This window comes from Rhodanobacter aciditrophus (assembly GCF_050026795.1).
Taxonomy (GTDB): Bacteria; Pseudomonadota; Gammaproteobacteria; order Xanthomonadales; family Rhodanobacteraceae; genus Rhodanobacter_A.
In genome coordinates this window covers 17,431-38,029 of sequence record NZ_JALBWP010000009.1, presented here as the reverse complement: position 1 = coordinate 38,029, position 20,599 = coordinate 17,431, and the positions used below count along the sequence as shown (strand labels likewise).

The window sequence follows — 20,599 nt, the reverse complement described above, 5'->3', positions numbered from 1 at the left end:
CCTCCCCTCAACCTTTGGCAGGGGTGCCGAAGGTCATGGCGCGCTAGCATCGGGCGTTCGCGCGGCTGCGCGAAGCCCGCTCCACCAGAACATCCGGCATCCCGAGGGGAACACGACATGCATTCGACGATCGGCAAGAGGCGCCTAGCTGGCGCGCTGGCAGCAGGGCTGCTGGTGTGTGCCAGCGGCGCGATGGCGCAGGGACGCACGCTCACCGCGCAGGACTATGCGCGCGCGGAGCGTTTCATGATCTACAACACCGCGCCGCTGGTCGATCACGACGTGCAGCGGGTGAAGTGGCTGGACGGCACCCACTTCTGGTACGTCGACCACGACGCCAGCGGCGACCACGCGATGGAAATGGACGCCGCCACCGGCAAGGCCGCGCCGGCCTTCGACCAGGCCAAGCTGGCCGCTGCGCTGGCCAAGGCCACCGGCAAGCCGGTGCCGGCGAACAAGGTGCCGGCGCGCGGCTTCGACTTCAGCGTGCAGAAGGACGGCCGCTACGACATCGACCTGAGGGGCAAGCATTACCTGTGCGACCTCAAGGGCGCCGGCGAATGCACCGCCAAGGCCAAGGCGAAGACCGGCGACGAGCCCGGCATCGTCTCGCCCGACAAGACCAAGGAAGCGTTCATCCGCGACTGGAACCTGTGGGTGCGCGACCTCGCCACCGGCAAGGAGACCCGGCTCACCACCGATGGCGTGAAGGACTTCGGCTACGCCACCGACAACGCCGGCTGGATCCACACCAAGCGCGCCGTGCTGAACTGGTCGCCCGACTCGAAGCGGATCGCCACCTATCAGCAGGACCAGCGCGGCGTGGGCGAGATGTACACCGTGAGCACCCAGGTCGGCCACCCGAAGCTGGATGCCTGGAAGTACCCGCTGCCGGGCGACAAGAAGGTGTTCATGATCGAGCCGGTGGTGATCGACGTGGCCTCGCGCAAGGTGGTGCGCCTCAAGCTGCCGCCGCAGCAGCGCCTGTCCAGCCTGTGCGACGACATCAGCTGCAGCAGCGACGGCCACTGGGACGACCTGAAGTGGGCGCCCGACGGCAAGACCCTCGCCATGGTCAACAGCTCGCGCGACCGCAAGCAGGTCTGGTACCGCGTGGCCGACGCCGACACCGGCGCCGTGCGCACCGCGTTCGACGAGAAGGTGGCGACCTACTACGAAAGCGGCATGGAACACGCCAACTGGCGCTACCTGCCGGAGTCGCATGAAGCCGTCTGGCCGTCCGAACGCAACGACTGGCAGAACCTCTACCTGTACGACACGAACACCGGCAAGGAGCTGCACCCGATCACCACCGGCGACGGCAACGTCATCGACGTGCTGCACCTCGACCGCAGGGCGCGCGAGTTGTGGTTCACCGGCACCGGCCGCGTGCCGGGCGTGAACCCCTACTACAGGCAGTTCTGGAAGGTGGGCCTGGACGGCGGCAAGCCGGTGCTGCTCACGCCGGAGGACGCCGACCACACCATCAGCATGTCGCCCGACGGCAAGACCTTCGTGGACAGCTGGTCCACGCCCACCACGCCGCCGGTGACCGTGCTGCGCTCGGCCGCCGACGGCCACGTCATCGCCAACGTGGCGAAGGCCGACATCACGCGCCTCAAGGCCGCCGGCTGGGTGCCGCCGGTCCCGTTCACGGTGAAGGCGCGCGACGGCAAGACGGATCTGTACGGCCTGATGTTCAAGCCGACCAATTTCGACCCGCACAAGAAGTACCCGGTCATCGACTACGTCTACCCGGGGCCGCAGACCGGCTCGGTGCGCGGACGCAGCTTCCTGCCGTCGCGCGGCGACAACCAGGCGCTGGCCGAACTGGGCTTCATCGTGGTCGCGCTCGACGGCATGGGCACGCCGTGGCGTTCCGCCACCTTCCACCACACCTGGTACGGCGACATGGGCGACAACACCCTGCCCGACCAGGTCAAGGGCATCCAGGAACTGGCGCAGCGCTACCCGTGGATCGACGTCAACCGCGTCGGCATCTGGGGCCATTCCGGTGGCGGCAACACCACCGCCGACGCGATGTTCCGCTATCCCGACTTCTTCAAGGTCGGCTGGGCCGAGAGCGGCAACCACGACAACCGCAACTACGAGAACGACTGGGGCGAGAAGTACCAGGGCCTGCTGGTGACGAACAAGGACGGCACCACCAGCTACGACAACCAGGCCAACCAGGACATGGCGAAGAACCTCAAGGGCCGACTGATGCTGGTGCACGGCACGATCGACGACAACGTGCCGGTGGGCGAGACCTTCCTGGTGGCCGATGCGCTGATCAAGGCCAACAAGGACTTCGACATGCTCATCATCCCGAACGTGCACCACGGCTACGCCGCCGCCACGCCGTACGCCACGCGCCGTCGCTGGGACTACTTCGTGCAGCACCTCGCCGGCGACACACCGCCGAAGGAGTACGAGCTGAAGAAGTGGCCGTGGTTCTGATCGCGGTTGTCTGACCGGTGCCAACGAAAAGGCCGGGGCGAAAGCCCCGGCCTTTTGCGTTCCTGGCTGTGCCGTCTCAGCGATGGGCGACCGGCTGCGCGATGCCTTTGGCGAGCGCTTCGGTCAGCAGCTGGTCCATCTGCCGGTTCGCGTTCGCCGACGCCACGCGCTGTTGCTCGCCAAGGGCCTGCTGTTGCCTGCCCAGGGCTTCCTGCTGCCTGCCCAAAGCCGCCTGCTGCTCGCCCAGTTCGGCCTGCTGCTTCTCGAAGGCGGCTTGCTGGGCGCGCATGGACTGGCGTTCGGCGTCGATCTTTGCGGATTCGGCGGCCAGCGCCTTGCGTCCCTCGGCGCCGGCCTGGCTGCTGCCGCCCGCGGCGGACTGGCCGTCCATCATCGCGATGCGGCTGGCGATGCGCGCCTGCTGTTCCGCCAGTGCGGCCACGCGTGCATCGAACTGGCCTTGCCGGCCACCGAGCGCGCCTTGCCGCGCACCCAATTCGCCTTGTCGCGCTCCCAGGACTCCCTGTTGCCCGCCAAGTTCGCCTTGCTGCCTGGCGAGTGCCTTGACCGGCGCATAGATGGCCTCGGCGCGCTTGATGTATTCCCGGTCGCGTATGGCCCAGGAGCGGTCGCCGCGACGGAACCAGAGCAAGGGCTGGCCCTGCTTGCGCAGCTGTTGCACGGCCCTGGCGTCGCCGTCGCTGCCGTCGATGGTGACCGAGTCGCCGTCGATCAGGGCGAAGCCGTGATCGCTGTTCTCCCGTGTGCTGATGAAAACGTGGTGTGCCGCATGACCGTAATCGAGCGGCGGCGCCGGGGGAGATGGCGGTGCGGGCGGTGGCGGAGGAGGCGGCGCCATGCCGGGCGGCGGGGGCGCGGGTGGCGCGGCGGACATCACCGCGGGCGGTGCCGGAGGTGCCGGCGGCGGCGGGGGCAGGGCGGTGGAACTGGCCGCCGCCGCGGCGGCGTGGCCGTACGCCACCACGCGGTACGGCAGCACGCCGATCAGCGCGACGAGCGCGACGAGCAGCCAGCCGCGCACGCGCGGCATGGCGGTGGTGGTCTGTTGCAGCATGGTCAGTCGCCTTTTCAGGTTGTGGAAGGTGGGGGATGCGCCGGCCAGCGCCGCGTGCATCGGAGGGGCCACGCCGAGGCGCAGCAGCAACCGGCCGTAGTCCTGCGGCGCGACGCACTGCTGTTCGACGGCCAGTGCATCGCAGGCGGCTTCGCGGTTGAGCGCGTATTCGCGCATCGCCCAGCGCAGCAGCGGGTGGAAGAAGAACAGGCGTGCAGCCAGCGCAGGGACCCAGCCGAGCAGCAGGTCGCCGCGCCTCAGGTGCGCGAGTTCATGGGCCAGCGCCAGTGCGGCCTCGTCCGCGCTCAACGCGTCGTGCGCCGGCCACAGCACCACCGGGCGCCAGCCGCCGCTGACCTGCGGGGAGGCGATTGCGGGCGAGGCAAGCACGGCGGGCGCGCGACGCAGCCCAAGCGTGCGCGCCTGCCGCGCGCAACGCATCAGCAGGGCCGCATCCGTGGTCGCCCGCGCATCCCGGCGCTGACGGCGCCCGTTCCGGTACTCGCGGATCAGCACGGGCAACTGCGCCAGCAGCAGGAGCAGCCAGGCGGCGGCCAGCACCGCGCACCCATGGGTGGACAGCCAGCCGGGTGCGGCGTCCCGCTGCGTGCTGGCCAGCGCCGGCACCGCGGCTTGTCCAGCCGGAGGCCGTACGGCGGCAGCCTGATCGATGGCGGCGGCGCCGCCGTCCGCGCGAATGCGCACCGCAGCGACGGGCGCCTCGGCAACCGCCGGCGGCGGCGCCAGCAGCGGCAGGCGGATCGGCGCCTGCCAGCAGAGCCCCAGCACCACCTGCAGGCCGACCAGCCACCACAATGCGCAGCGCGCGGCGGCGGACAGGCGCGGCAGGACGCGTATGAGCAATGCCACCGCCGCGACCAGCAGCGCCGCCTGCAGCGACGTCCAGGCCAGGCGTTCAAGCAGGACGGAGGCCAGATGATCGAGCGTCGTCATCTCACTTCTCCTTGCGCGTGCCTTTCAGCCGCTTCACCAGCGCCTGCAGTTCGGCGAGTTCGTCGTCGCTGACTTCGCCGCGCTCCGCCATCCACGCCACGAACGGCGACACCGAGCCGCGCAGCGTGTTCTCGACGAAGCTGCCCACCGCGCTGCGCATCGCCTCGCCGGGACCGGTGGCGGCGCTGTAGCGGTACACGCCCTGCGCCTGGCGGCGCTTGAGATAACCCTTGGCGCGCAGCCGCTCCATCATCGTCAGCACGGTGGAGCGGGCAAGGCCATGCGCCTCGCCGAAGCCGGCAGCCACCTCGCCCACCGAGGCGGGTTCGTGCTCGGCCAGGTAATGCAGCAGGGCCAGTTCCTGGTCACCGATGGAGGGTCGGGTCATGCGGGCACACCTTGGTTGACTACACGTGTCGCCACGTTACGTGTGACGACACGTGTAGTCAAGTGCCGCCCGGGAGCTATCCGAGGACGGAGGCGGCATCCACGATGAAGTGCGCGATGATGTTGACCCACAGGTTGCGACGCCACAGGTACAGCAGCGAGAACGCCAGGCCGCCGACGGCGACGATCAGCTCGTGGCTCCAGCCCCAGTAGGTCACGTGGTCGAGCGTGAACACGGCAAGCGAGAAAACGGTCGCGATGGCCCGGCTGCCGGTGAGTTCCTCGATGCGTTCCATCGCGTAGCCGCGGAACAGCACCTCCTCGGACACGGCGGCGCGCACCGTCGAGATCAGGCGCCACCAGAACGGCGTCGCCATCAGGGCGCTGCCATTCGCCGTGGCGGCCACCGAATCGCTCAGGTGCAGCGCGGGGAGCACGAGGTAGTACATCGTGCCCAGCACCACGAGCACCGCCACGCCAGCCAGTACGCCGATGACGGCGTTCGCGCCCCCCAGGCGGCGGAAGCCGATCGACGACAACGGAAGCCGCTCGATCCGCCGCACGTACAGCAGCATCGCGGCGATGTAGACCCACCAGATCGCCTCGTTGCCGACCAGGTGCCCGACGTCGGCGAACTCGTGATCCCAGGTGCTGAAGGGCAGGCTCACCGGGCCGAGCGCGAGCAGCAGGCCCGCGGCGATGGTGAACCAGCGGCGCTTGCCGACGGCCCTCGGATGGGCGGTCACGTTGCTCATGGACGTTGTCTCCTGGATGTCGAAGGAATGCGGACGCGTCAGGCGTCGGCCTGGTGCCTGCGCGCGTCGAGAACGATCTGTACGAAGCGGTCGATGGCCCGGGTCGTACGCTTGCGGTCGCCGGTGCACATCAGTTCGATGAACAGGCCGTCGAACACGGCGCCGCAGAGGGTGGCGAAGGCGGGGTCGCGCCGCGAGGCGGGGAACATCGAGAGGATGAAGTCCATCCAGTGCGCGGCGTTGCGCTGCACGTATTGCGCATAGGTGCCCGGGTTCTGCACCGCGAGGATCTGCAGCTCGTAGATCAGCTTGAGGTAAGGGTAGTTGGCGTCGGCGATGGCCCAGCGCCAGAGCAGCTTCAGCGGTTGCTCCGGACGCCTGGTGGATTGCCGTTCCAGCAGCTCCCCCATGGATTGGCGCAGCCGTGTCTGCATGGCTTCCAGCACTTCGCCGAGCAGGCGCTCCTTCGATTCGAAGTGGTAGACGAGCAGGCGCGCGCTGGTGCCGACGGCTGCGGCGAGCGGGCGCAGCGACAGGTCGGCCAGCCCGTGTTCCAGCAGGTAGCCGACGATGGGTTCGATCAGCGCGTCTTTCCGGCTTTGCATGTAACGAACGTTACATGTAACGTTCGTTACACGTCAAGCGTGGCGCTGACGGCGCCGGAAACGACACGGGCGCCCGCAGGCGCCCGTGTTTCAGCATGGCCGGAACGGCCGGTCAGAACGTGTAGCGCAGGGTCAGCATGGCCGACCAGCGCGAAACCACGCGGCTGGGATCGTAGAAGCCGCCGTCGTAGGTCTGCAGCGGCTGCGCCTGGTAGTTGCCGTTCTTGTCCGTGGGCAGCGAGTACACGTACTGGCCCTGCGCGTTCACGCCGGCGTAGTTGGCGAGGATGCGCGTGGGGTAGATGCCGGTGTTGCGTTGCTGGCCCCAGTCGCTGTTCAGCAGGTTCAGCACGTTGTAGACATCCAGCCGCAGCACGCCCTTGTTGCCCTTGAACAGGCCGGGCACTTCCTGCGAGAAGCTCATGTCCAGCTCGTTCACCCAGGCGGTGCGGTCGCCGTTGCGGTTGGCGATCTGGCCACGGTGGTCGCGCAGGTAGCCGTCGCTGGCGAGGAAGGCCTGGAACTGCTGGATCACCTGCGCGCTGGTGCCGGCGGCGTAGGCCACCTTCGGATCGTTCGCCGCCGGGATGTACACCGGATCCCAGCCGCCGACGCTGTCGCCGTTGGCATCGTTGCCGAACACCCAGGTGTAGGGCAGGCCGGTGTGGCCGCTGTAGAACAGCGACACCTGCGTGTTGTAGTCGCCGAAGAACGCGTGCTGCCAGGTCAGCGAGGCCTTGAGTGTCTTGGCCACGTTGTAGTTGGAAGTGGCCAGCACATCGGAGTTGGGGTTCAGCCGCGCCACGCGCTGGTAGCCGTTATAGGCGATGGTGTCGGTGCCGGGGTCGACGTCGGTGGCGTGGTTGAAGGTGAGGCTGACGTTGCCGGACCAGCTGTCCGAGAACGGCTTGCTCAGTGCCAGCGTGAGGCTGTCCGACTTGCCGCGGTGGGTGTTGGTGAGCAGGGTGGAGGCGGTGCTGAAGGCCGGGTTGTGGTTGGCCAGCGTGTCGGCGGTCTTCGGCGCCTCGCCCGGCACCTTCCAGAACTGCTCGCGGCCGTCCGGCAGCGTGCCGGTGGGCGCGCCGAAGTTCACCGCCTCATACAGGATGCCGTCGCGCACCTGGATGTGCTGGTACTCGGCCGAGGCCACCATTCCCCACCACGGCAGCTCGCGATCCAGTGCCAGGCTCATCTTCCACACGCTGGGCAGGCGGAAGTCGCGGGCGATGGTGTCGATCGAGCCTGCACCGCCGCCGGCCGGGATGTTCTGCGCGAACGGATCCGGGCTGAACGGTGCGCTGGCCGGGTCGTACGAGGTGTAGTTGAGCAGGGTGACGCCGTTGTTCTGGAACGGGTTGGTCATCCACACCGTGGGCGGGTTGGTCTGGAACAGGCCCGCGCCGCCGCGCAGCTGGGTCTTGTAGGTGGTGTCGAAGCTGTAGTTGAACGACAGGCGCGGCTCCACGATGCGGTTCGCGGAACCAACGGTGTAGTTGTTCGCGTAGCCGAACGCCCGGGCGAACGCCGCGTTGTACACCGGCTGCCGGTTGGAATGCGGCACGTCCATGCGCACGCCATACTGCACCGACAGCGCGTCGTTGACCTGCCAGGTGTCCTGCAGGAACGGGCTGAACTGGCTGTACGTCCACTGGCCGGCGATGTCGGCCAGCGCGTAGCCCGGCGCCGGGTGGTACAGCGAGTACTTGTTGTAGTTGCCGGCCAGGAAGTTGTCGATGCCCCAGAACGTGTAGACGCCGAACTCGGACTGGCCGAACAGGTTGTTGATCTGGTTGCGCTGGTAGTCGATGCCGCCCTTGACCGCGTGGTCGCCGAGGTACCAGGTGCCGGCCAGGAAGACGCTGAGCTTCTTGGTGTCGATGTGGTTGTAGTGGCGATACTGCTCCTCGCCCAGGTTCACCGACGGCCCCTTGCCGGTGGGCGACAGATTCACGTTCACCGACGGCTGCTGGAACGGCGCGGTGGTGTCCTGCACGTACTTCTGATAGCCGACCTTCGCCTCGGAGGAGAAGCTGTCGCTCCAGTCGTCGTACAGGTGCAGCACGTAGTTGTTGGTGGTGATGGCCTTGGTGTAGGTGTAGCTGGTCAGGCCCACACTGCTCGGGCTGTTGCCGCCCACCGCGGGCAGCAGCTCCTTGGTGTACTGGTAGGTGAAGCTGGCGCGGTGATTGTTGGAAATGTTCCAGTCGATCTTGCCGAGATAGCGCTTGTCGTCGTAGGTCAGGCCGGTGGGGCCGCCGAAGTTGCCGGGAGTGAGGCCCAGCTTGGTGGCGGCGTCGATGATCTTCTGCAGGTCGCCCGGCGACACCTTGTTGCTGGTGGAGGGGCCGTTGCCCAGCGAGGCGTCCAGGCCGTTGGCCGAGTCGGCGCCGATGCCGGTGGTCTTCTCGTGTTCCGCCGAAACGAAGAAGAACAGCTTGTCCTTGACGATGGGGCCACCGACGTTGAAGCCGTAGGTGGCGTCCTTCTGGTAGCCCTTGTAGTGGTAGCCCGGGTTGCTGCTGGGCAGCCAGCCGGCATCGCCCACCAGGTGGTTGGCGTTGCGGTAGCTGTAGTAGACCGCGCCGTGGAAGCGGTTGGTGCCGGACTTGGTCACCGCGTTGACGTCGGCGCCGACCACGTCGGAGGAGACGTCGTAGTTGGCGGTGGAGATGTTGTACTCGGCGATCGTCTCCGGCGAGATCGGCGACTTCTGGTAGGGCAGGCCGTTCGCGTTGAGGCCGAACGGATCGCCCTGCGTCACGCCGTCCACCGCGATGTTGTTGTAGCGGTTGTTCATGCCCGCGGCGGAAATCGCGCCGGTGCCCTGGTCGGTCACGGTGATGCGCGGGTCCAGCCGCGCCACGTCGTCGATCGAGCGGTTGCCCTGCGGCGTGGCCTGCAGTTCACGCTGCGAGATGGTGGTGGACAGGCCCTTGTTCTCGGAGCTGAAGGTCTGCGCCAGCGACGACGCGCTCACCGTCACCGCGCCCAGCGTGCGCGCCGATTCGGCGCCCGCGCCCAGGGTGAGGTTGATCGCGGAAGGCTGGCCCAGCTGCAGGTAGACGTTGTCCTGCTCCGCGCCGGCCAGCCCGGACTTCGCCGCGGTGATGGTGAACGGACCGCCCGTGCGCAGGCCCTGCGCCGCGTAGCGGCCGTCGGCGTCGGTGGTCACCGACTTGGTGGTGCCGGAGGGCACGTGCAGGATGGTGACGGTGGCGCCGGCCACCGGGTGGCCCTGCGCGTCCAGCACGCGGCCGATGGCGCCGGACGTGGTGATGTTCTGGGCGAAGGCGGGAGCGGCCGCCAGCAGTGCGGCGATGGCAAGCGGAAGCGTACGGGCGCGGATCGTGGCAGCCATGGGTTCCTCGTGGTTTTTGGTGTGTCCCGGAACGACAACGCCTCCCCGAGGGGAGGCGGTCGACGACGATGCGCTGGTTGCCGCCAGCGGCGTGGCGCATCTTAGGGCAAAAAATGTGACAGGTGCGCGCGGTGGCGGCGTCGCGCACCTGCGCGGAGTTCAGAACGCCATGTCGAACGCCACCTCGCCTTCCACGCCCACCTGGTAGGCCGACACGCGGCGCTCGAAGAAATTGGTGACTTCCTGCACGTCCTGCAGGTCCATGAAGTCGAACGGGTTCGTCGCGCCATACTTCCTGGGAAGATCCAGCTGGGCCAGGCGCTGGTCGGCGCAGTACTCCAGGTACTGGCGCACGTCCTTCACCGACAGGCCCACCACGCCGCCGGAGAGCACGTCCTCGGCGAACTGCGTCTCGCAGGCGATGGCGTCTTCCAGCATCTCCTCGACCTGCGCGCGCATGCCCTCGTCGAACAGGTCCGGCTCCTCCGCACGCACGACGCGCACCACCTCGAAGGCGAACGCCATGTGGCAGCTCTCGTCGCGGAACACCCAGTTGGTGCCGGAGGCGAGGCCGTGCAGCAGCCCGCGCGAACGGAAGTAGTACACGTACGCGAAGGCGGCGAAGAAGAACAGCCCCTCGATGCAGGCGGCGAAGCAGATCAGGTTGAGCAGGAACTGGCGGCGCTGCTCGCGCGTCTCCAGGCGCTGCAGGTCGTGGATCGAGTCGATCCACCTGAAACAGAATTCGCCCTTCGCGCGGATCGAGGGGATGTTCTCGATCGCCGCGAACGCCTTGGCGCGCTCGGCGGGGTCGGGAATGTAGGTGTCCAGCAGGGTGAGGTAGAACTGCACGTGCAGCGCCTCCTCGTAGAGCTGGCGCGACAGGTACATGCGTGCTTCGGGCGCGTTGACGTGCTGGTACAGGTTCAGCACCAGGTTGTTCGACACGATGGTGTCGCCGGTGGCGAAGAACGCGATCAGGCGATGGATCAGGTGGCGGTCGGCCGCCGACATCTTGGCGTTGAGGTCGGCGGTGTCCAGCGAGAAGTCCACCTCGTCCACCGTCCAGGTGTTCCGGATGGCGTTCTTGTACATCTCGTAGAAGGCCGGGTAGCGCATGGGGCGCAGGGTGAGCTCGAAGCCGGGATCAAGAATGCGCTGTGCGCGTTCGGGTTGGACGGACATGGTGGTTCCTCGTCGGTGTCGTGCCGGTCAGGCGGGCGCTTGTCTTTTGGCTCGTCATTCCCGCGAAGGCGGGAATCCAGTGACTTCCGCTACTTCGCCGAAACGTGTCGGTAAAAGGCTCTGGATCCCCGCCTACGCGGGGGTGGCCCCGAGATTTACTGACAAGCCTCGCAATACTCCGGGTTCTCCAGCGAGCAGAACACGGCGGCCGTGGCCTGCTCCTGGTCCGTCACTGCCACCGGTTTTGCCGTTGGAGTGGCTGACACCGTGGTCTTGGCGATCTTCGTTGCCGGGCGCGAGCGCAGGTAGTAGGTGGTCTTGATGCCGGACTTCCATGCGTACATGTACATGGAGCTGAGCTGGCCGATGTTCGGGTTCTCCATGAACAGGTTCAGCGACTGGCTCTGGTCGATGTAGGCGCCACGGGACGCCGCCAGATCGATCAGCGCCTTCTGCGGCAGCTCCCACACCGTGCGGTAGATCGTGCGCAGGCGTTCCGGGATCGCGTTGATGCCCTGGATGGAGCCCTCCGCCAGCTTGATCGCGTCGCGGATTTCGCCGGTCCACAGGCCCAGCGTCTTCAGCTCTTCCACCAGGTAGCGGTTGACCACCAGGAAATCTCCCGACAGCGTCTCGCGCTTGAACAGGTTGCTTACCTGCGGCTCGATGCACTCGTAGCAGCCGGCGATGGAGGCGATGGTGGCCGTGGGGGCGATCGCGATCAGCAGCGAGTTGCGCAGGCCCTTGGCCCTGATCGATTCGCGCAGCGCATCCCAGCGCACCTGGTCGTGCGGCGCGGCGCTGGTCCAATGGTCGAACTGCAGTTCGCCGCTGGCCGCGCGGCTCTCGGCAAAACCCGGGTGCGGACCGTGCTCGGCAGCCAACTCGTTCGACTGCGACAGCGCGTGGAAATAGATCTCCTCGGCGATGCGCGTGGACAGCGCCAGCGCCTCGGCCGAGTCGAACGGCAGGCGCAGCTTGAAGAACACGTCCTGCAGGCCCATCACGCCCAGGCCGACCGGGCGCCACTTGCTGTTGGCGACCTTGGCGGTGGCGATCGGGTAGAAGTTGAGGTCGATCACGCGGTCGAGCTGGCGCACGGCGGTGCGCACCGTGGCGGCGAGCTTGTCGAAATCGAAGGCGTCGTCGACCACATGGCGCGACAGATTGACCGAGCCCAGGTTGCAGACCGCCGTTTCGGAGGCCGAGGTGACCTCCAGGATCTCGGTGCACAGGTTCGACAGGTGGATGACATTCCCGGCCCTGGCGGTCTGGTTGCTGGTGGCGTTGCAGCGGTCCTTGAAGGTCATCCAGCCGTTGCCGGTCTGCGCCAGCGTGCGCAGCATGCGCGCGTACAGCTCGCGCGCCTTCACCGTCTTCACGGCCAGGCCGGCGACTTCCGCCTCGCGGTAGGCCTTCTCGAACGTCTCGCCCCAGCTGTCGACCAGGTGCGGCACCACCTTGGGATCGAACAGCGACCAGTCACCGTCGCTCTCCACGCGGCGCATGAATTCGTCGGGGATCCAGTTGGCGAGGTTGAGGTTGTGCGTGCGCCGCGCCTCGTCGCCGGTGTTGTCGCGCAGCTCCAGGAACTCCTCGACGTCGGCGTGCCACGGTTCCAGGTACACGCAGGCGGCGCCCTTGCGCTTGCCGCCCTGATTCACCGCCGCGACGGAGGCGTCCAGCGTCTTCAGCCACGGCACCAGGCCGTTGGAGTGGCCGTTGGTGCCGCGGATCAGCGAGCCGCGCGAGCGCACCCGCGACCAGGCCAGGCCGATGCCGCCGGCGAACTTGCTGAGCTTGGCCACGTCGGCGTACTTGTCGTAGATCGACTCCAGCGAATCGATCGGCGAGTCGAGCAGGAAGCACGAGCTGAGCTGCTCGTGCGCGGTGCCGGCGTTGAACAGGGTGGGCGAGCTGGCGATGTATTCCAGCGCTGAGAGCAGGCGGTACAGCTCCAGCGTCTCGCCGATCTCGCTGCCGCCCAGCGCGCAGGCGATGCGCATGAAGAAATATTGCGGCGTCTCGATCACCAGCCGCCGCTGCGGATGGCGCAGCAGGTAGCGGTCGTACACGGTGCGCAGGCCGAAGTATTCGAAGCGGCGGGTAGCCAGCGGGTCGATCGCATCGTTGAGCTTGCGCGCGTTGGCGGCGACGAAGTCGCGCAGGCGCTGGTTGAGGATGCCGAGCTCCGCGCCACGCGCGATCGACTGCGAGAAGCTCTGGATTTCCTGGCCGCTCACTTCCTTGTCGATGTAGGCGCCGAGCAGGCGTGCGGCGAGCTGGCCGTACTCGGGTTCCTCCGCAGTGAGCGCGGCGGCGGTGCGGATCGAGAGCTGGTCCAGCTCCTGCGTGGTGGCGCCGTCGTACAGGCCGCCGATGGTCTTCAGCGCCACGCGCAGTGGATCGACTGAGTGCAGGCCGTCGGCGCTGCGCGTCACTGCGCGCACGATCTTGTTGACGTCCACCGCTTCCTGGCCGCCGTTGCGCTTGGTCACGCGCATCTGGCCGGGGTTGTGCGGCGGGGTGAGGGCAAAGGGTTCGGTGTGCAGTTGTTCTGGCAGTGCGGACATCGGGGCTTCGCTGATGGATGCCGTGGCCGCGACGGCCCCGGCGGCAAATGCGGACGACTCCACGCGGGCGCCGGAACGCTCACGGGTGGGGGTATCGAGAGGCTGCATGTCGGTGACTCCAACCGGTGTGATCAACCGCCTGCTCCCGCGCGCAGGGCTGAAGTGGCGGTTGCTCGCGGACGGCCGCGCGATCGGGCGGCTGGGCCCGATGCGACGACGCGCCTCCCCGCGGAAGCCGTCACCACTCGGCATGGCGCTCCGGCCAGGCCGTGTCGGCAGGTCTTCGGACTTGCGGACGTGGGTCTTGCGACCCGCCTATTGGTCTCCGCTTCCCGATCGCTGTGGATCAGTGCGCTGATGAGACGTTCGTTTCCGCTTACCGCTGCGGGGCAGTTCCGGATTCGCACCGGATTCCCTTTTGAGCCCTGCCGACGATCGCGTCTGGCGGGGCACCGACGGACACAACATATCGGGTTGATATGGATGGGTCAACACAACAAATTGTGTACAAGCCGTGGATAAGTGCGTGCAGCCCGCATCGCGGCTGGCTTGCGCATCCACAGCAGGCGCGTCGTTCCAGGCACGAGTTGATTGAACGCACAGTCCGGCGCAGAGGCCTGTTCCGGGAGCGGGGGAGCGGCTGGCGCGCCGCGAATCGGAGGGGCACATGATGCTTGCGGCGCCTGCGCTCCGCGCATATATTGCTAAAAGCAATATAAGAATGCCTGAGGCAATAAATGAACGGCGACGTCGAAGAGGTTCGCGCATTCAACCGCTTCCACACGCGCCTGGTGGGCGCGCTGAGCGAGCACCTGCTCGAGTCCGACTACGCACTGCCGCAGGTGCGTGTGCTCTACGAGGTGGCGCAGGCGCCCCGCGACAAACCTTGTTCCGCCAGCGAGCTGGCCAGTCGGCTGCACCTGGATGCCGGCTACGTAAGCCGCCTGGTTGCCGGACTGGAGTCGGAGGGCCTGATCGTGCGCGCACCCTCGCCCGAGAACGCCAAGCGGCTGACGCTCTCCCTGACGGCCCGTGGCCGAAAAGCCTTCGCCCGGTTGAACGATGCGTCGTCCAGGGAAGTCACCGGGCTGCTCGAACCGCTCGCCCCCGCTGACCGGCGAATGCTGACGGGCAGCATGCGGCGGATCCGCCGCATGCTGGGCGACCTGCCGCATCAGGCGGCCTTCGTACTGCGCGATCCGGAACCCGGCGACCTCGGCTGCATCATCTCCCGGCAGGCCCGCCTGTACGCCGACGAGTACGGCTGGGACTGGACCTATGAAGGGCTGGTGGCGGAGATCGTGGGACAGTTCGTCAAGAACTTCGATCGCGAGAAGGAGCGCTGCTGGGTCGCCGAATCGGAAGGCGAGGTCGTGGGCTCCGTCTTCGTCGTCCGGAGCGACGAAGACACGGCGAAGCTGCGACTGCTGTACGTGGAGCCTTCGGCGCGCGGGCTCGGCCTCGGCCGCCGCCTGGTCGATGAATGCCTCCGCTTCGCCAAGGCCAAGGGCTACCGGAAGATGGTGCTGTGGACCAACGACTGCCTGGTCTCGGCGCGGCGCATTTACCAGGCCGCCGGCTTCACTTTGGTCAGCGAGGAGCCGCACCGGTCCTTCGGTAAGGACCTGGTGGGGCAGTACTGGGAGCTGATGCTGTAACGCCTCAAGCGCAACTTCCGGCATCGGCGTACCGGCTTCCGGCGCGGCACTGGCTCTTGAGCGCTCGGCAGCGGGGATCGCGACGGCGGCGGGCTACAGCGCGTCCTGGTCCAGCTCGCCGGTGCGGATGCGGATCACCTGTTCCAGGGAGCTGACGAAGATCTTGCCGTCGCCGATCTTGCCGGTACGGGCGGAGTTCTGGATGGCTTCCAGCACGCGTTCCAGCTGTTCGTCGGCCACCGCCGCCTCCAGCTTGATCTTGGGCAGGAAGTCGACCACGTACTCGGCGCCGCGGTAAAGCTCGGTGTGGCCCTTCTGGCGACCGAAGCCCTTTACCTCGGTCACCGTGATGCCCTGCACGCCGACCTCGGCCAGCGCCTCGCGCACGTCGTCGAGCTTGAACGGCTTGATGATCGCCACGACCAGCTTCATGGGATGTCCTCGGCAGGGGCGTCGGGGGCGACGCGGAGGGTCATTTTGCCTTCACGGCCTTCCGCTGTCGCCTGACCCGTGCGTGTAGGACAATTCCTACACCAAGTCACGGAGTCCGCCGATGGTGTGTCCACCTTTCGTTCACCGATACTTTTTCCCGACGAGTTCGAGGCGCCATCCATGACGGATAGGCTGGATGTCGATCAGATAGCACGGCGCCTTGCATCGTTGGTTCCGCCCGGAGTGGCGCAGGCGCAGCAGGATTTGCGGGCCAATTTCCACGATGTCCTGGCGCAGGGATTGCGCCGCCTCGATCTGGTCACCCGCGAGGAATTCGACGTACAGAGCCAGGTGCTTGCGCGCACACGGGTCAAGGTCGAGGAGTTGGAGCGCCGCGTGGCCGAACTCGAGGCCGCCGTCGCCACCCGCGGGGACTAGCACGACCAAGCCTCCCGGGAGCCGCCCCCGATCTGTCACCCTCACCCCGAGCTAACTGGTCGGGGGCGGTTGTTTCTGACCTGACGCCGCAATGGAGTCGCTCGATGCGGGTGTGTGACAGCGGCTTCCGCGCGAGCCGGCGACGGGCGGCCGCATGAGCCTCGCCGTCACCCTCAGTCGCGCCCAGGAAGGCATTGCCGCACCCCAGGTGATGGTCGAGGTGCATCTCTCCGGAGGCCTGCCGGCCACCAGCATCGTAGGCCTGCCTGAAGCTGCCGTGCGCGAGGCGCGCGATCGCGTGCGGGTGGCGATCCAGAACACCGCGTTCGAATACCCCGGCCGCAAGGTCACCGTGAACCTGGCGCCGGCCGAGCTGCCCAAGGACGGCGGGCGCTTCGACCTGCCGATCGCGCTGGGCATCCTCGCCGCCAGCGGCCAGGTGCCGCGCGAGAAGCTGGACGATTGCGAATTCCTCGGCGAGCTGGCGCTCAGCGGCTCGCTGCGCAGCGTGTCCGGCGTGCTGCCCGCATTGCTGCGCGCGCGGGCGCGCGGACGCAAGGTGGTGGTACCGCGTGCGAACGCCGCCGAGGCGGCGCTGGTGTCGGAAGTGGATGTCCGCGTGGCCGACACCCTGGCCGAAGTCTGCGGCTGGCTGCGCGGGGCGCAGGAGCTGGCGACGCCGGCAGCCGTCAACGTCGACGGCGGTATCCACGACGGACCCGACCTGCGCGACGTGCGCGGCCAGCTGCAGGCGCGGCGTGCGCTGGAGATTGCTGCCGTGGGTGGTCACCATCTGCTGATGGTGGGACCGCCGGGCACCGGCAAGACCATGTTGGCCGAGCGCCTGCCCGGCATCCTGCCGCCACTCTCCGAGTCCGAGGCGCTGGAGACCTGCGCGGTATTGTCAGTCGCCGGCCAGCCCACCGATCCCGCGCGCTGGCGGCGCAGGCCGTTCCGCGCACCACACCACACCGCCTCGGCGGTGGCGCTGGTGGGAGGCGGCTCGCAGCCGCGGCCGGGCGAAATCTCGCTGGCGCACAACGGCGTGCTGTTCCTCGACGAACTGCCGGAATTCAGCCGGCACGTGCTCGAAGTGCTGCGCGAGCCGTTGGAGTCGGGTTGCATCGTGGTGTCGCGCGCGGCGCGGCAATCCACCTTTCCCGCCCAGTTCCAGCTGGTGGCGGCGATGAATCCCTGTCCCTGCGGGCATGCCGGCGACCCGCGGCGGCAGTGCCGCTGCACGCCCGAGCAGGTCCAGCGCTATCGCGCGCGCATTTCCGGGCCGCTGCTGGACCGCATCGACCTCGCGGTCGAGGTGCCGCCGTTGCCGCTGCACGAAATGGACGCGGCGCGCAGCGCGCGCGACGAGGATTCCGCCACGGTGCGTGCCCGCGTGCTGCGCGCGCGGCGGCACGCACTGGTGCGCGCAGGGCGGCCGAACGCGGAGATCAGCCATCGCGAACTGGAGCGCGACTGCGCGCTGGGCCCGGCCGAGCGTCGCTGGTACGAACAGGCGCTGGAGCGGCTGGGCCTGTCCGCCCGTGCCTACCATCGCGTCCTGCGCGTGGCGCGTACGATCGCCGATCTCGACGGTGGCGCCGCGCTGCTCGAACGCGAGCATCTGGCCGAGGCGCTGCAGTACCGCCGCTTCTGAATGGCCAAGCGGGGTAGTGCTGGCGCCCGCGCCGCCGGGTTGCGGCGCGAGGAAACACGAGAGGAACGACGGGGCGCCCACGCCGCGCTGTCACCCCGGCATTTATTGCCCTGTTCCCCGCTTTACCCCACGGCGTGGCGGGCGAACTGCGCCTCCTCCGTCGAGCCCTTCAGCGCCGTGGTCGACGACTGGCCCTGCTGGATCGCCTGGGTCACCGCGTCGAAATAGCCGGTGCCCACTTCGCGCTGGTGCTTGACCGCGGTGAAGCCACGCCCCGCGGCGGCGAATTCCCTTTCCTGCAGTTCGACGAAGGCGCTCATCTGGCGGCGCGCATAGCCATGGGCGAGGTCGAACATGCCGTAGTTGAGGCTGTGGAAGCCGGCCAGGGTGATGAACTGGAACTTGTAGCCCATTGCGCCCAGCTCGTGCTGGAACTTCGCGATGGTGGCGTCGTCCAGGTTCTTCCTCCAGTTGAAGCTCGGCGAGCAGTTGTAGGCGAGCAGCTTGCCTGGGAACTTCGCGCGGATGGCGTCGGCGAAGCGGCGCGCATCCTCCAGGTTCGGCTTGCTGGTTTCGCACCAGACCAGGTCGGCGTAAGGCGCGTAGGCGAGGCCGCGGCTGATCGCCTGCTCCAGGCCGGGGCGCACGCGGAAGAAGCCTTCCACGGTGCGTTCGCCGGTGACGAACGGCTTGTCGTTGTCGTCGATGTCGGAGGTGAGCAGGTCGGCCGCATCGGCATCGGTGCGTGCCACGATCAGGGTGGGCACGCCGAGCACGTCGGCGGCGAGGCGCGCGGCGTTCAGCTTGTCGACGGCCTCGCGGGTGGGCACCAGCACCTTGCCGCCCATGTGGCCGCACTTCTTCACGCTGGCGAGCTGGTCCTCGAAGTGCACGCCGGCGGCGCCGGCCTCGATCATCGCCTTCATCAGCTCGAACGCGTTGAGCACGCCGCCGAAGCCGGCCTCGGCATCGGCCACGATGGGCGCCAGCCAGTCGATGCCGTCGTCGCCTTCGGCGTGGTGCAGCTGGTCGGCGCGCAGCAGGGTGTTGTTGATGCGCTTCACCACCTGCGGCACCGAATTCGCGGGGTAGAGCGACTGGTCGGGGTACATCTCGCCGGCGAGGTTCGCGTCGGCGGCGACCTGCCAGCCGCTGAGATAGATGGCCTTGAGGCCCGCTTTCACCTGCTGCATCGCCTGGTTGCCGGTGAGCGCGCCCAGCGCGTTGACGAAGTCCTCCTCGTGCAGGCTCTTCCACAGCCGTTCGGCGCCGCGCCTGGCCAGCGAGTGCTCGACGGCCACGGTGCCGCGCAGGCGCACCACGTCCTCGGCCGTGTAGTTGCGCCGGATGCCGCTCCAGCGCGGGCTATTGTTCCAGTCCAGGGTGATCTGTTCGGCGGTGGGCAGCGTGGTCTTCATGGGATGGCTCCGTGGCGGGCGGTCAGGCGAGCTGCTCGTAGGCGGGCAGGGTGAGGAAGTCGGCGAGCGTCTCGGCGTGGATCAGGGTGCGGATCAACGCGACGGCGTCATCGGCACGTGCGGCGCCGGGGTGCGCGCTGTCGCGCAGCCGGTGGCCATGCATTGCCAGCGCGTGGTCGAACAGCGCGAAATCGATCGGCGCGCCGTCGGAGAAGGCAAGGCCACCGTGGTGCAGCCATTGCCACAGCTGCGCGCGCGCGATCTCGGCGGTGGCGGCGTCCTCCATCAGGTGGTGGATCGGCACGCAACCCAGCCCCTCCAGCCAGGCCGCGGTGTAGCGCAGGCACACCTCGACGTTGTTGTCGAAACCGGCGCGGGTGATCGTCCCGGGACAAGGGGCCAGCAACTGCTCGCGGCTGACGCGCACGTCGGCGCGCTCCACGTCGCGCTGGTTCGGCTCGGGCATGTACGCGTCGAACACCGCCTGCGCCACCGGCACCAGCGCGGGATGCGCCACCCAGGTGCCGTCGTGGCCGGCCTGCACCTCGCGCAGCTTGTCGGCACGCACCTTGGCCAGCGCGGCCTCGTTGGCGGCCGCGTCACCCTTGATCGGGATCTGCGCGGCCATGCCGCCCATCGCAAAGGCGCCGCGCCTGTGGCAGGTCTGGATCAGCAGCTCCGAGTAAGCCTTCAGGAACGGCACCGTCATCTGCACCTGGCCGCGCTCCGGCAGCAGGCGGTCGCGGTGGCCGCGCAGGGTCTTCAGGTAGGAGAAGATGTAATCCCAGCGCCCACAGTTGAGTCCGACGCAGCGCGACTGCAGTGCGTGCAGGATCTCGTGCATCTGGAATGCAGCGGGCAGCGTCTCGATCAGCACGGTGACCTTCATGCTGCCGGGCGGGAGGTCCAGTTCGGTTTCCGCGCATGCCATCACGTCGTCCCACAGCGCGGCCTCTTCCATGCATTCCAGCTTGGGCAGGTAGAAGTACGGGCCGAGGTCGCGGCGATGCAGGGCGCGTGCGTTGTGGAAGGCGAACAAGCCGAAGTCCACCAGCGCGCCGGCCATGGTTTCGCCGTCCACCGTGATATGGCGTTCCGGCAGGTGCCAGCCGCGCGGGCGCACCACCAGCACGGCGGGGTTCGCGTTGACCCGGTAGTGCTTGCCCTCGGGCGAGGTGTAGTCGAGCGTGCCGGCCACCGCATCGCGCAGGTTGACCTGGCCGTCGAGCTGGTTCGCAAAGCTGGGCGCCGAGGAATCCTCGAAGTCCGCCATGAACACCTTCGCGCCCGAGTTCAGCGCGTTGATGATCATCTTGCGCTCCACCGGCCCGGTGATCTCCACGCGGCGGTCGCGCAGCGCGGGCGGGATCGGGCCCACCGTCCATTCCGACTCGCGCATCGCGGCGGTGTCGGCGCGGAAATCCGGCAGCTCGCCGGCGTCCCAGCGCGCCTGCCGCGCGCGGCGCGCGGCCAGCAACTCGCGGCGGCGGCCATCGAAACGGCGATGCAGGCCGGCAAGGAAGGCCAGCGCCTGCGGGCTGAGGATCGCCTGCTGGGCGTGGGTGGGCTGGGTGTGCAGCTGCACGGTTTCGGCAGCCAGGCGTTCGCGGGGCAAGGCCATGGGAGGCTCCGGTCGTTGGACGACTC

The 20,599-nt window shown here is 68.0% G+C and carries 14 protein-coding genes and 1 riboswitch; of the genes, 4 read left to right on the top strand and 10 right to left on the bottom strand.

What is annotated here, in order from left to right; all coding sequences use genetic code 11:
• The first annotated feature begins 117 nt into the window (after window positions 1-117).
• The gene (locus ACQGNW_RS03270) at window positions 118-2,460 is read left to right on the top strand and encodes a S9 family peptidase (RefSeq protein ID WP_426661648.1); all 2,343 of its coding nucleotides are present in this window, start codon (window positions 118-120) and stop codon (window positions 2,458-2,460) included.
• Window positions 2,461-2,536: 76 nt separating this feature from the next.
• Here ACQGNW_RS03270 and ACQGNW_RS03265 read toward each other — a convergent pair whose 3' ends face one another.
• From ACQGNW_RS03265 to ACQGNW_RS03235, 7 genes are all read right to left on the bottom strand, one after another.
• A complete protein-coding gene (locus tag ACQGNW_RS03265; RefSeq protein WP_426661647.1) occupies window positions 2,537-4,489 on the bottom strand; it encodes a M56 family metallopeptidase in 1,953 nt (650 codons plus the stop codon).
• 1 nt (window position 4,490) lies between these two features.
• Entirely contained in the window at window positions 4,491-4,877 is a 387-nt protein-coding gene (locus ACQGNW_RS03260) for a BlaI/MecI/CopY family transcriptional regulator (protein WP_426661646.1), read from the bottom strand.
• Window positions 4,878-4,953: 76 nt separating this feature from the next.
• Window positions 4,954-5,631: a CPBP family intramembrane glutamic endopeptidase gene (locus ACQGNW_RS03255; RefSeq protein WP_426661644.1), complete on the bottom strand. Its 678-nt coding sequence runs from the start codon at window positions 5,629-5,631 to the stop codon at window positions 4,954-4,956.
• A gap of 38 nt (window positions 5,632-5,669) precedes the next feature.
• The gene (locus ACQGNW_RS03250; protein WP_426661643.1) at window positions 5,670-6,236 is read right to left on the bottom strand and encodes a TetR family transcriptional regulator; all 567 of its coding nucleotides are present in this window, start codon (window positions 6,234-6,236) and stop codon (window positions 5,670-5,672) included.
• Between the two features lie 112 nt (window positions 6,237-6,348).
• Window positions 6,349-9,594, bottom strand: a complete 3,246-nt coding sequence (locus tag ACQGNW_RS03245; protein ID WP_426661642.1) for a TonB-dependent receptor — start codon at window positions 9,592-9,594, stop codon at window positions 6,349-6,351.
• Window positions 9,595-9,753: 159 nt separating this feature from the next.
• A complete protein-coding gene (locus ACQGNW_RS03240; protein WP_426661641.1) occupies window positions 9,754-10,779 on the bottom strand; it encodes a ribonucleotide-diphosphate reductase subunit beta in 1,026 nt (341 codons plus the stop codon).
• 155 nt (window positions 10,780-10,934) lie between these two features.
• On the bottom strand, window positions 10,935-13,352 hold the full coding sequence (locus tag ACQGNW_RS03235; RefSeq protein WP_426661640.1) for a ribonucleoside-diphosphate reductase subunit alpha: 2,418 nt from the start codon (window positions 13,350-13,352) through the stop codon (window positions 10,935-10,937).
• 257 nt (window positions 13,353-13,609) lie between these two features.
• Window positions 13,610-13,824: riboswitch (cobalamin riboswitch) on the bottom strand.
• A 265-nt stretch (window positions 13,825-14,089) separates the two neighbouring features.
• On the opposite strand from ACQGNW_RS03235, the gene ACQGNW_RS03230 reads away from it, so the two are divergent.
• On the top strand, window positions 14,090-15,010 hold the full coding sequence (locus ACQGNW_RS03230; RefSeq protein WP_426661639.1) for a bifunctional helix-turn-helix transcriptional regulator/GNAT family N-acetyltransferase: 921 nt from the start codon (window positions 14,090-14,092) through the stop codon (window positions 15,008-15,010).
• Between the two features lie 93 nt (window positions 15,011-15,103).
• Here ACQGNW_RS03230 and glnK read toward each other — a convergent pair whose 3' ends face one another.
• Entirely contained in the window at window positions 15,104-15,442 is a 339-nt protein-coding gene (glnK, locus tag ACQGNW_RS03225; protein ID WP_367853909.1) for a P-II family nitrogen regulator, read from the bottom strand.
• A gap of 180 nt (window positions 15,443-15,622) precedes the next feature.
• On the opposite strand from glnK, the gene ACQGNW_RS03220 reads away from it, so the two are divergent.
• Window positions 15,623-15,880 (top strand): accessory factor UbiK family protein, encoded by a 258-nt coding sequence (locus ACQGNW_RS03220; RefSeq protein WP_426662020.1) that lies wholly within the window; start codon window positions 15,623-15,625, stop codon window positions 15,878-15,880.
• A 154-nt stretch (window positions 15,881-16,034) separates the two neighbouring features.
• Window positions 16,035-17,534 (top strand): YifB family Mg chelatase-like AAA ATPase, encoded by a 1,500-nt coding sequence (locus ACQGNW_RS03215; protein WP_426661637.1) that lies wholly within the window; start codon window positions 16,035-16,037, stop codon window positions 17,532-17,534.
• Window positions 17,535-17,656: 122 nt separating this feature from the next.
• Here the strand turns inward: ACQGNW_RS03215 and aceA are convergent, their stop codons facing one another.
• Window positions 17,657-18,952, bottom strand: a complete 1,296-nt coding sequence (gene aceA / locus ACQGNW_RS03210) for an isocitrate lyase (RefSeq protein ID WP_426661636.1) — start codon at window positions 18,950-18,952, stop codon at window positions 17,657-17,659.
• Between the two features lie 22 nt (window positions 18,953-18,974).
• A complete protein-coding gene (aceB, locus tag ACQGNW_RS03205; RefSeq protein WP_426661635.1) occupies window positions 18,975-20,573 on the bottom strand; it encodes a malate synthase A in 1,599 nt (532 codons plus the stop codon).
• Between the last annotated feature and the right edge of the window lie 26 nt (window positions 20,574-20,599).

What these genes read in the sequence shown, in the direction of transcription:
- ACQGNW_RS03270 (WP_426661648.1), top strand. Translation starts at nt 118, where the DNA reads ATGCATTCGACGATCGGCAAGAGGCGCCTAGCTGGCGCGCTGGCAGCA.
- ACQGNW_RS03265 (WP_426661647.1), bottom strand. Translation starts at nt 4,489, where the DNA reads ATGACGACGCTCGATCATCTGGCCTCCGTCCTGCTTGAACGCCTGGCC.
- ACQGNW_RS03260 (WP_426661646.1), bottom strand. Translation starts at nt 4,877, where the DNA reads ATGACCCGACCCTCCATCGGTGACCAGGAACTGGCCCTGCTGCATTAC.
- ACQGNW_RS03255 (WP_426661644.1), bottom strand. Translation starts at nt 5,631, where the DNA reads ATGAGCAACGTGACCGCCCATCCGAGGGCCGTCGGCAAGCGCCGCTGG.
- ACQGNW_RS03250 (WP_426661643.1), bottom strand. Translation starts at nt 6,236, where the DNA reads ATGCAAAGCCGGAAAGACGCGCTGATCGAACCCATCGTCGGCTACCTG.
- ACQGNW_RS03245 (WP_426661642.1), bottom strand. Translation starts at nt 9,594, where the DNA reads ATGGCTGCCACGATCCGCGCCCGTACGCTTCCGCTTGCCATCGCCGCA.
- ACQGNW_RS03240 (WP_426661641.1), bottom strand. Translation starts at nt 10,779, where the DNA reads ATGTCCGTCCAACCCGAACGCGCACAGCGCATTCTTGATCCCGGCTTC.
- ACQGNW_RS03235 (WP_426661640.1), bottom strand. Translation starts at nt 13,352, where the DNA reads ATGTCCGCACTGCCAGAACAACTGCACACCGAACCCTTTGCCCTCACC.
- ACQGNW_RS03230 (WP_426661639.1), top strand. Translation starts at nt 14,090, where the DNA reads ATGAACGGCGACGTCGAAGAGGTTCGCGCATTCAACCGCTTCCACACG.
- glnK (WP_367853909.1), bottom strand. Translation starts at nt 15,442, where the DNA reads ATGAAGCTGGTCGTGGCGATCATCAAGCCGTTCAAGCTCGACGACGTG.
- ACQGNW_RS03220 (WP_426662020.1), top strand. Translation starts at nt 15,623, where the DNA reads ATGACGGATAGGCTGGATGTCGATCAGATAGCACGGCGCCTTGCATCG.
- ACQGNW_RS03215 (WP_426661637.1), top strand. Translation starts at nt 16,035, where the DNA reads ATGAGCCTCGCCGTCACCCTCAGTCGCGCCCAGGAAGGCATTGCCGCA.
- aceA (WP_426661636.1), bottom strand. Translation starts at nt 18,952, where the DNA reads ATGAAGACCACGCTGCCCACCGCCGAACAGATCACCCTGGACTGGAAC.
- aceB (WP_426661635.1), bottom strand. Translation starts at nt 20,573, where the DNA reads ATGGCCTTGCCCCGCGAACGCCTGGCTGCCGAAACCGTGCAGCTGCAC.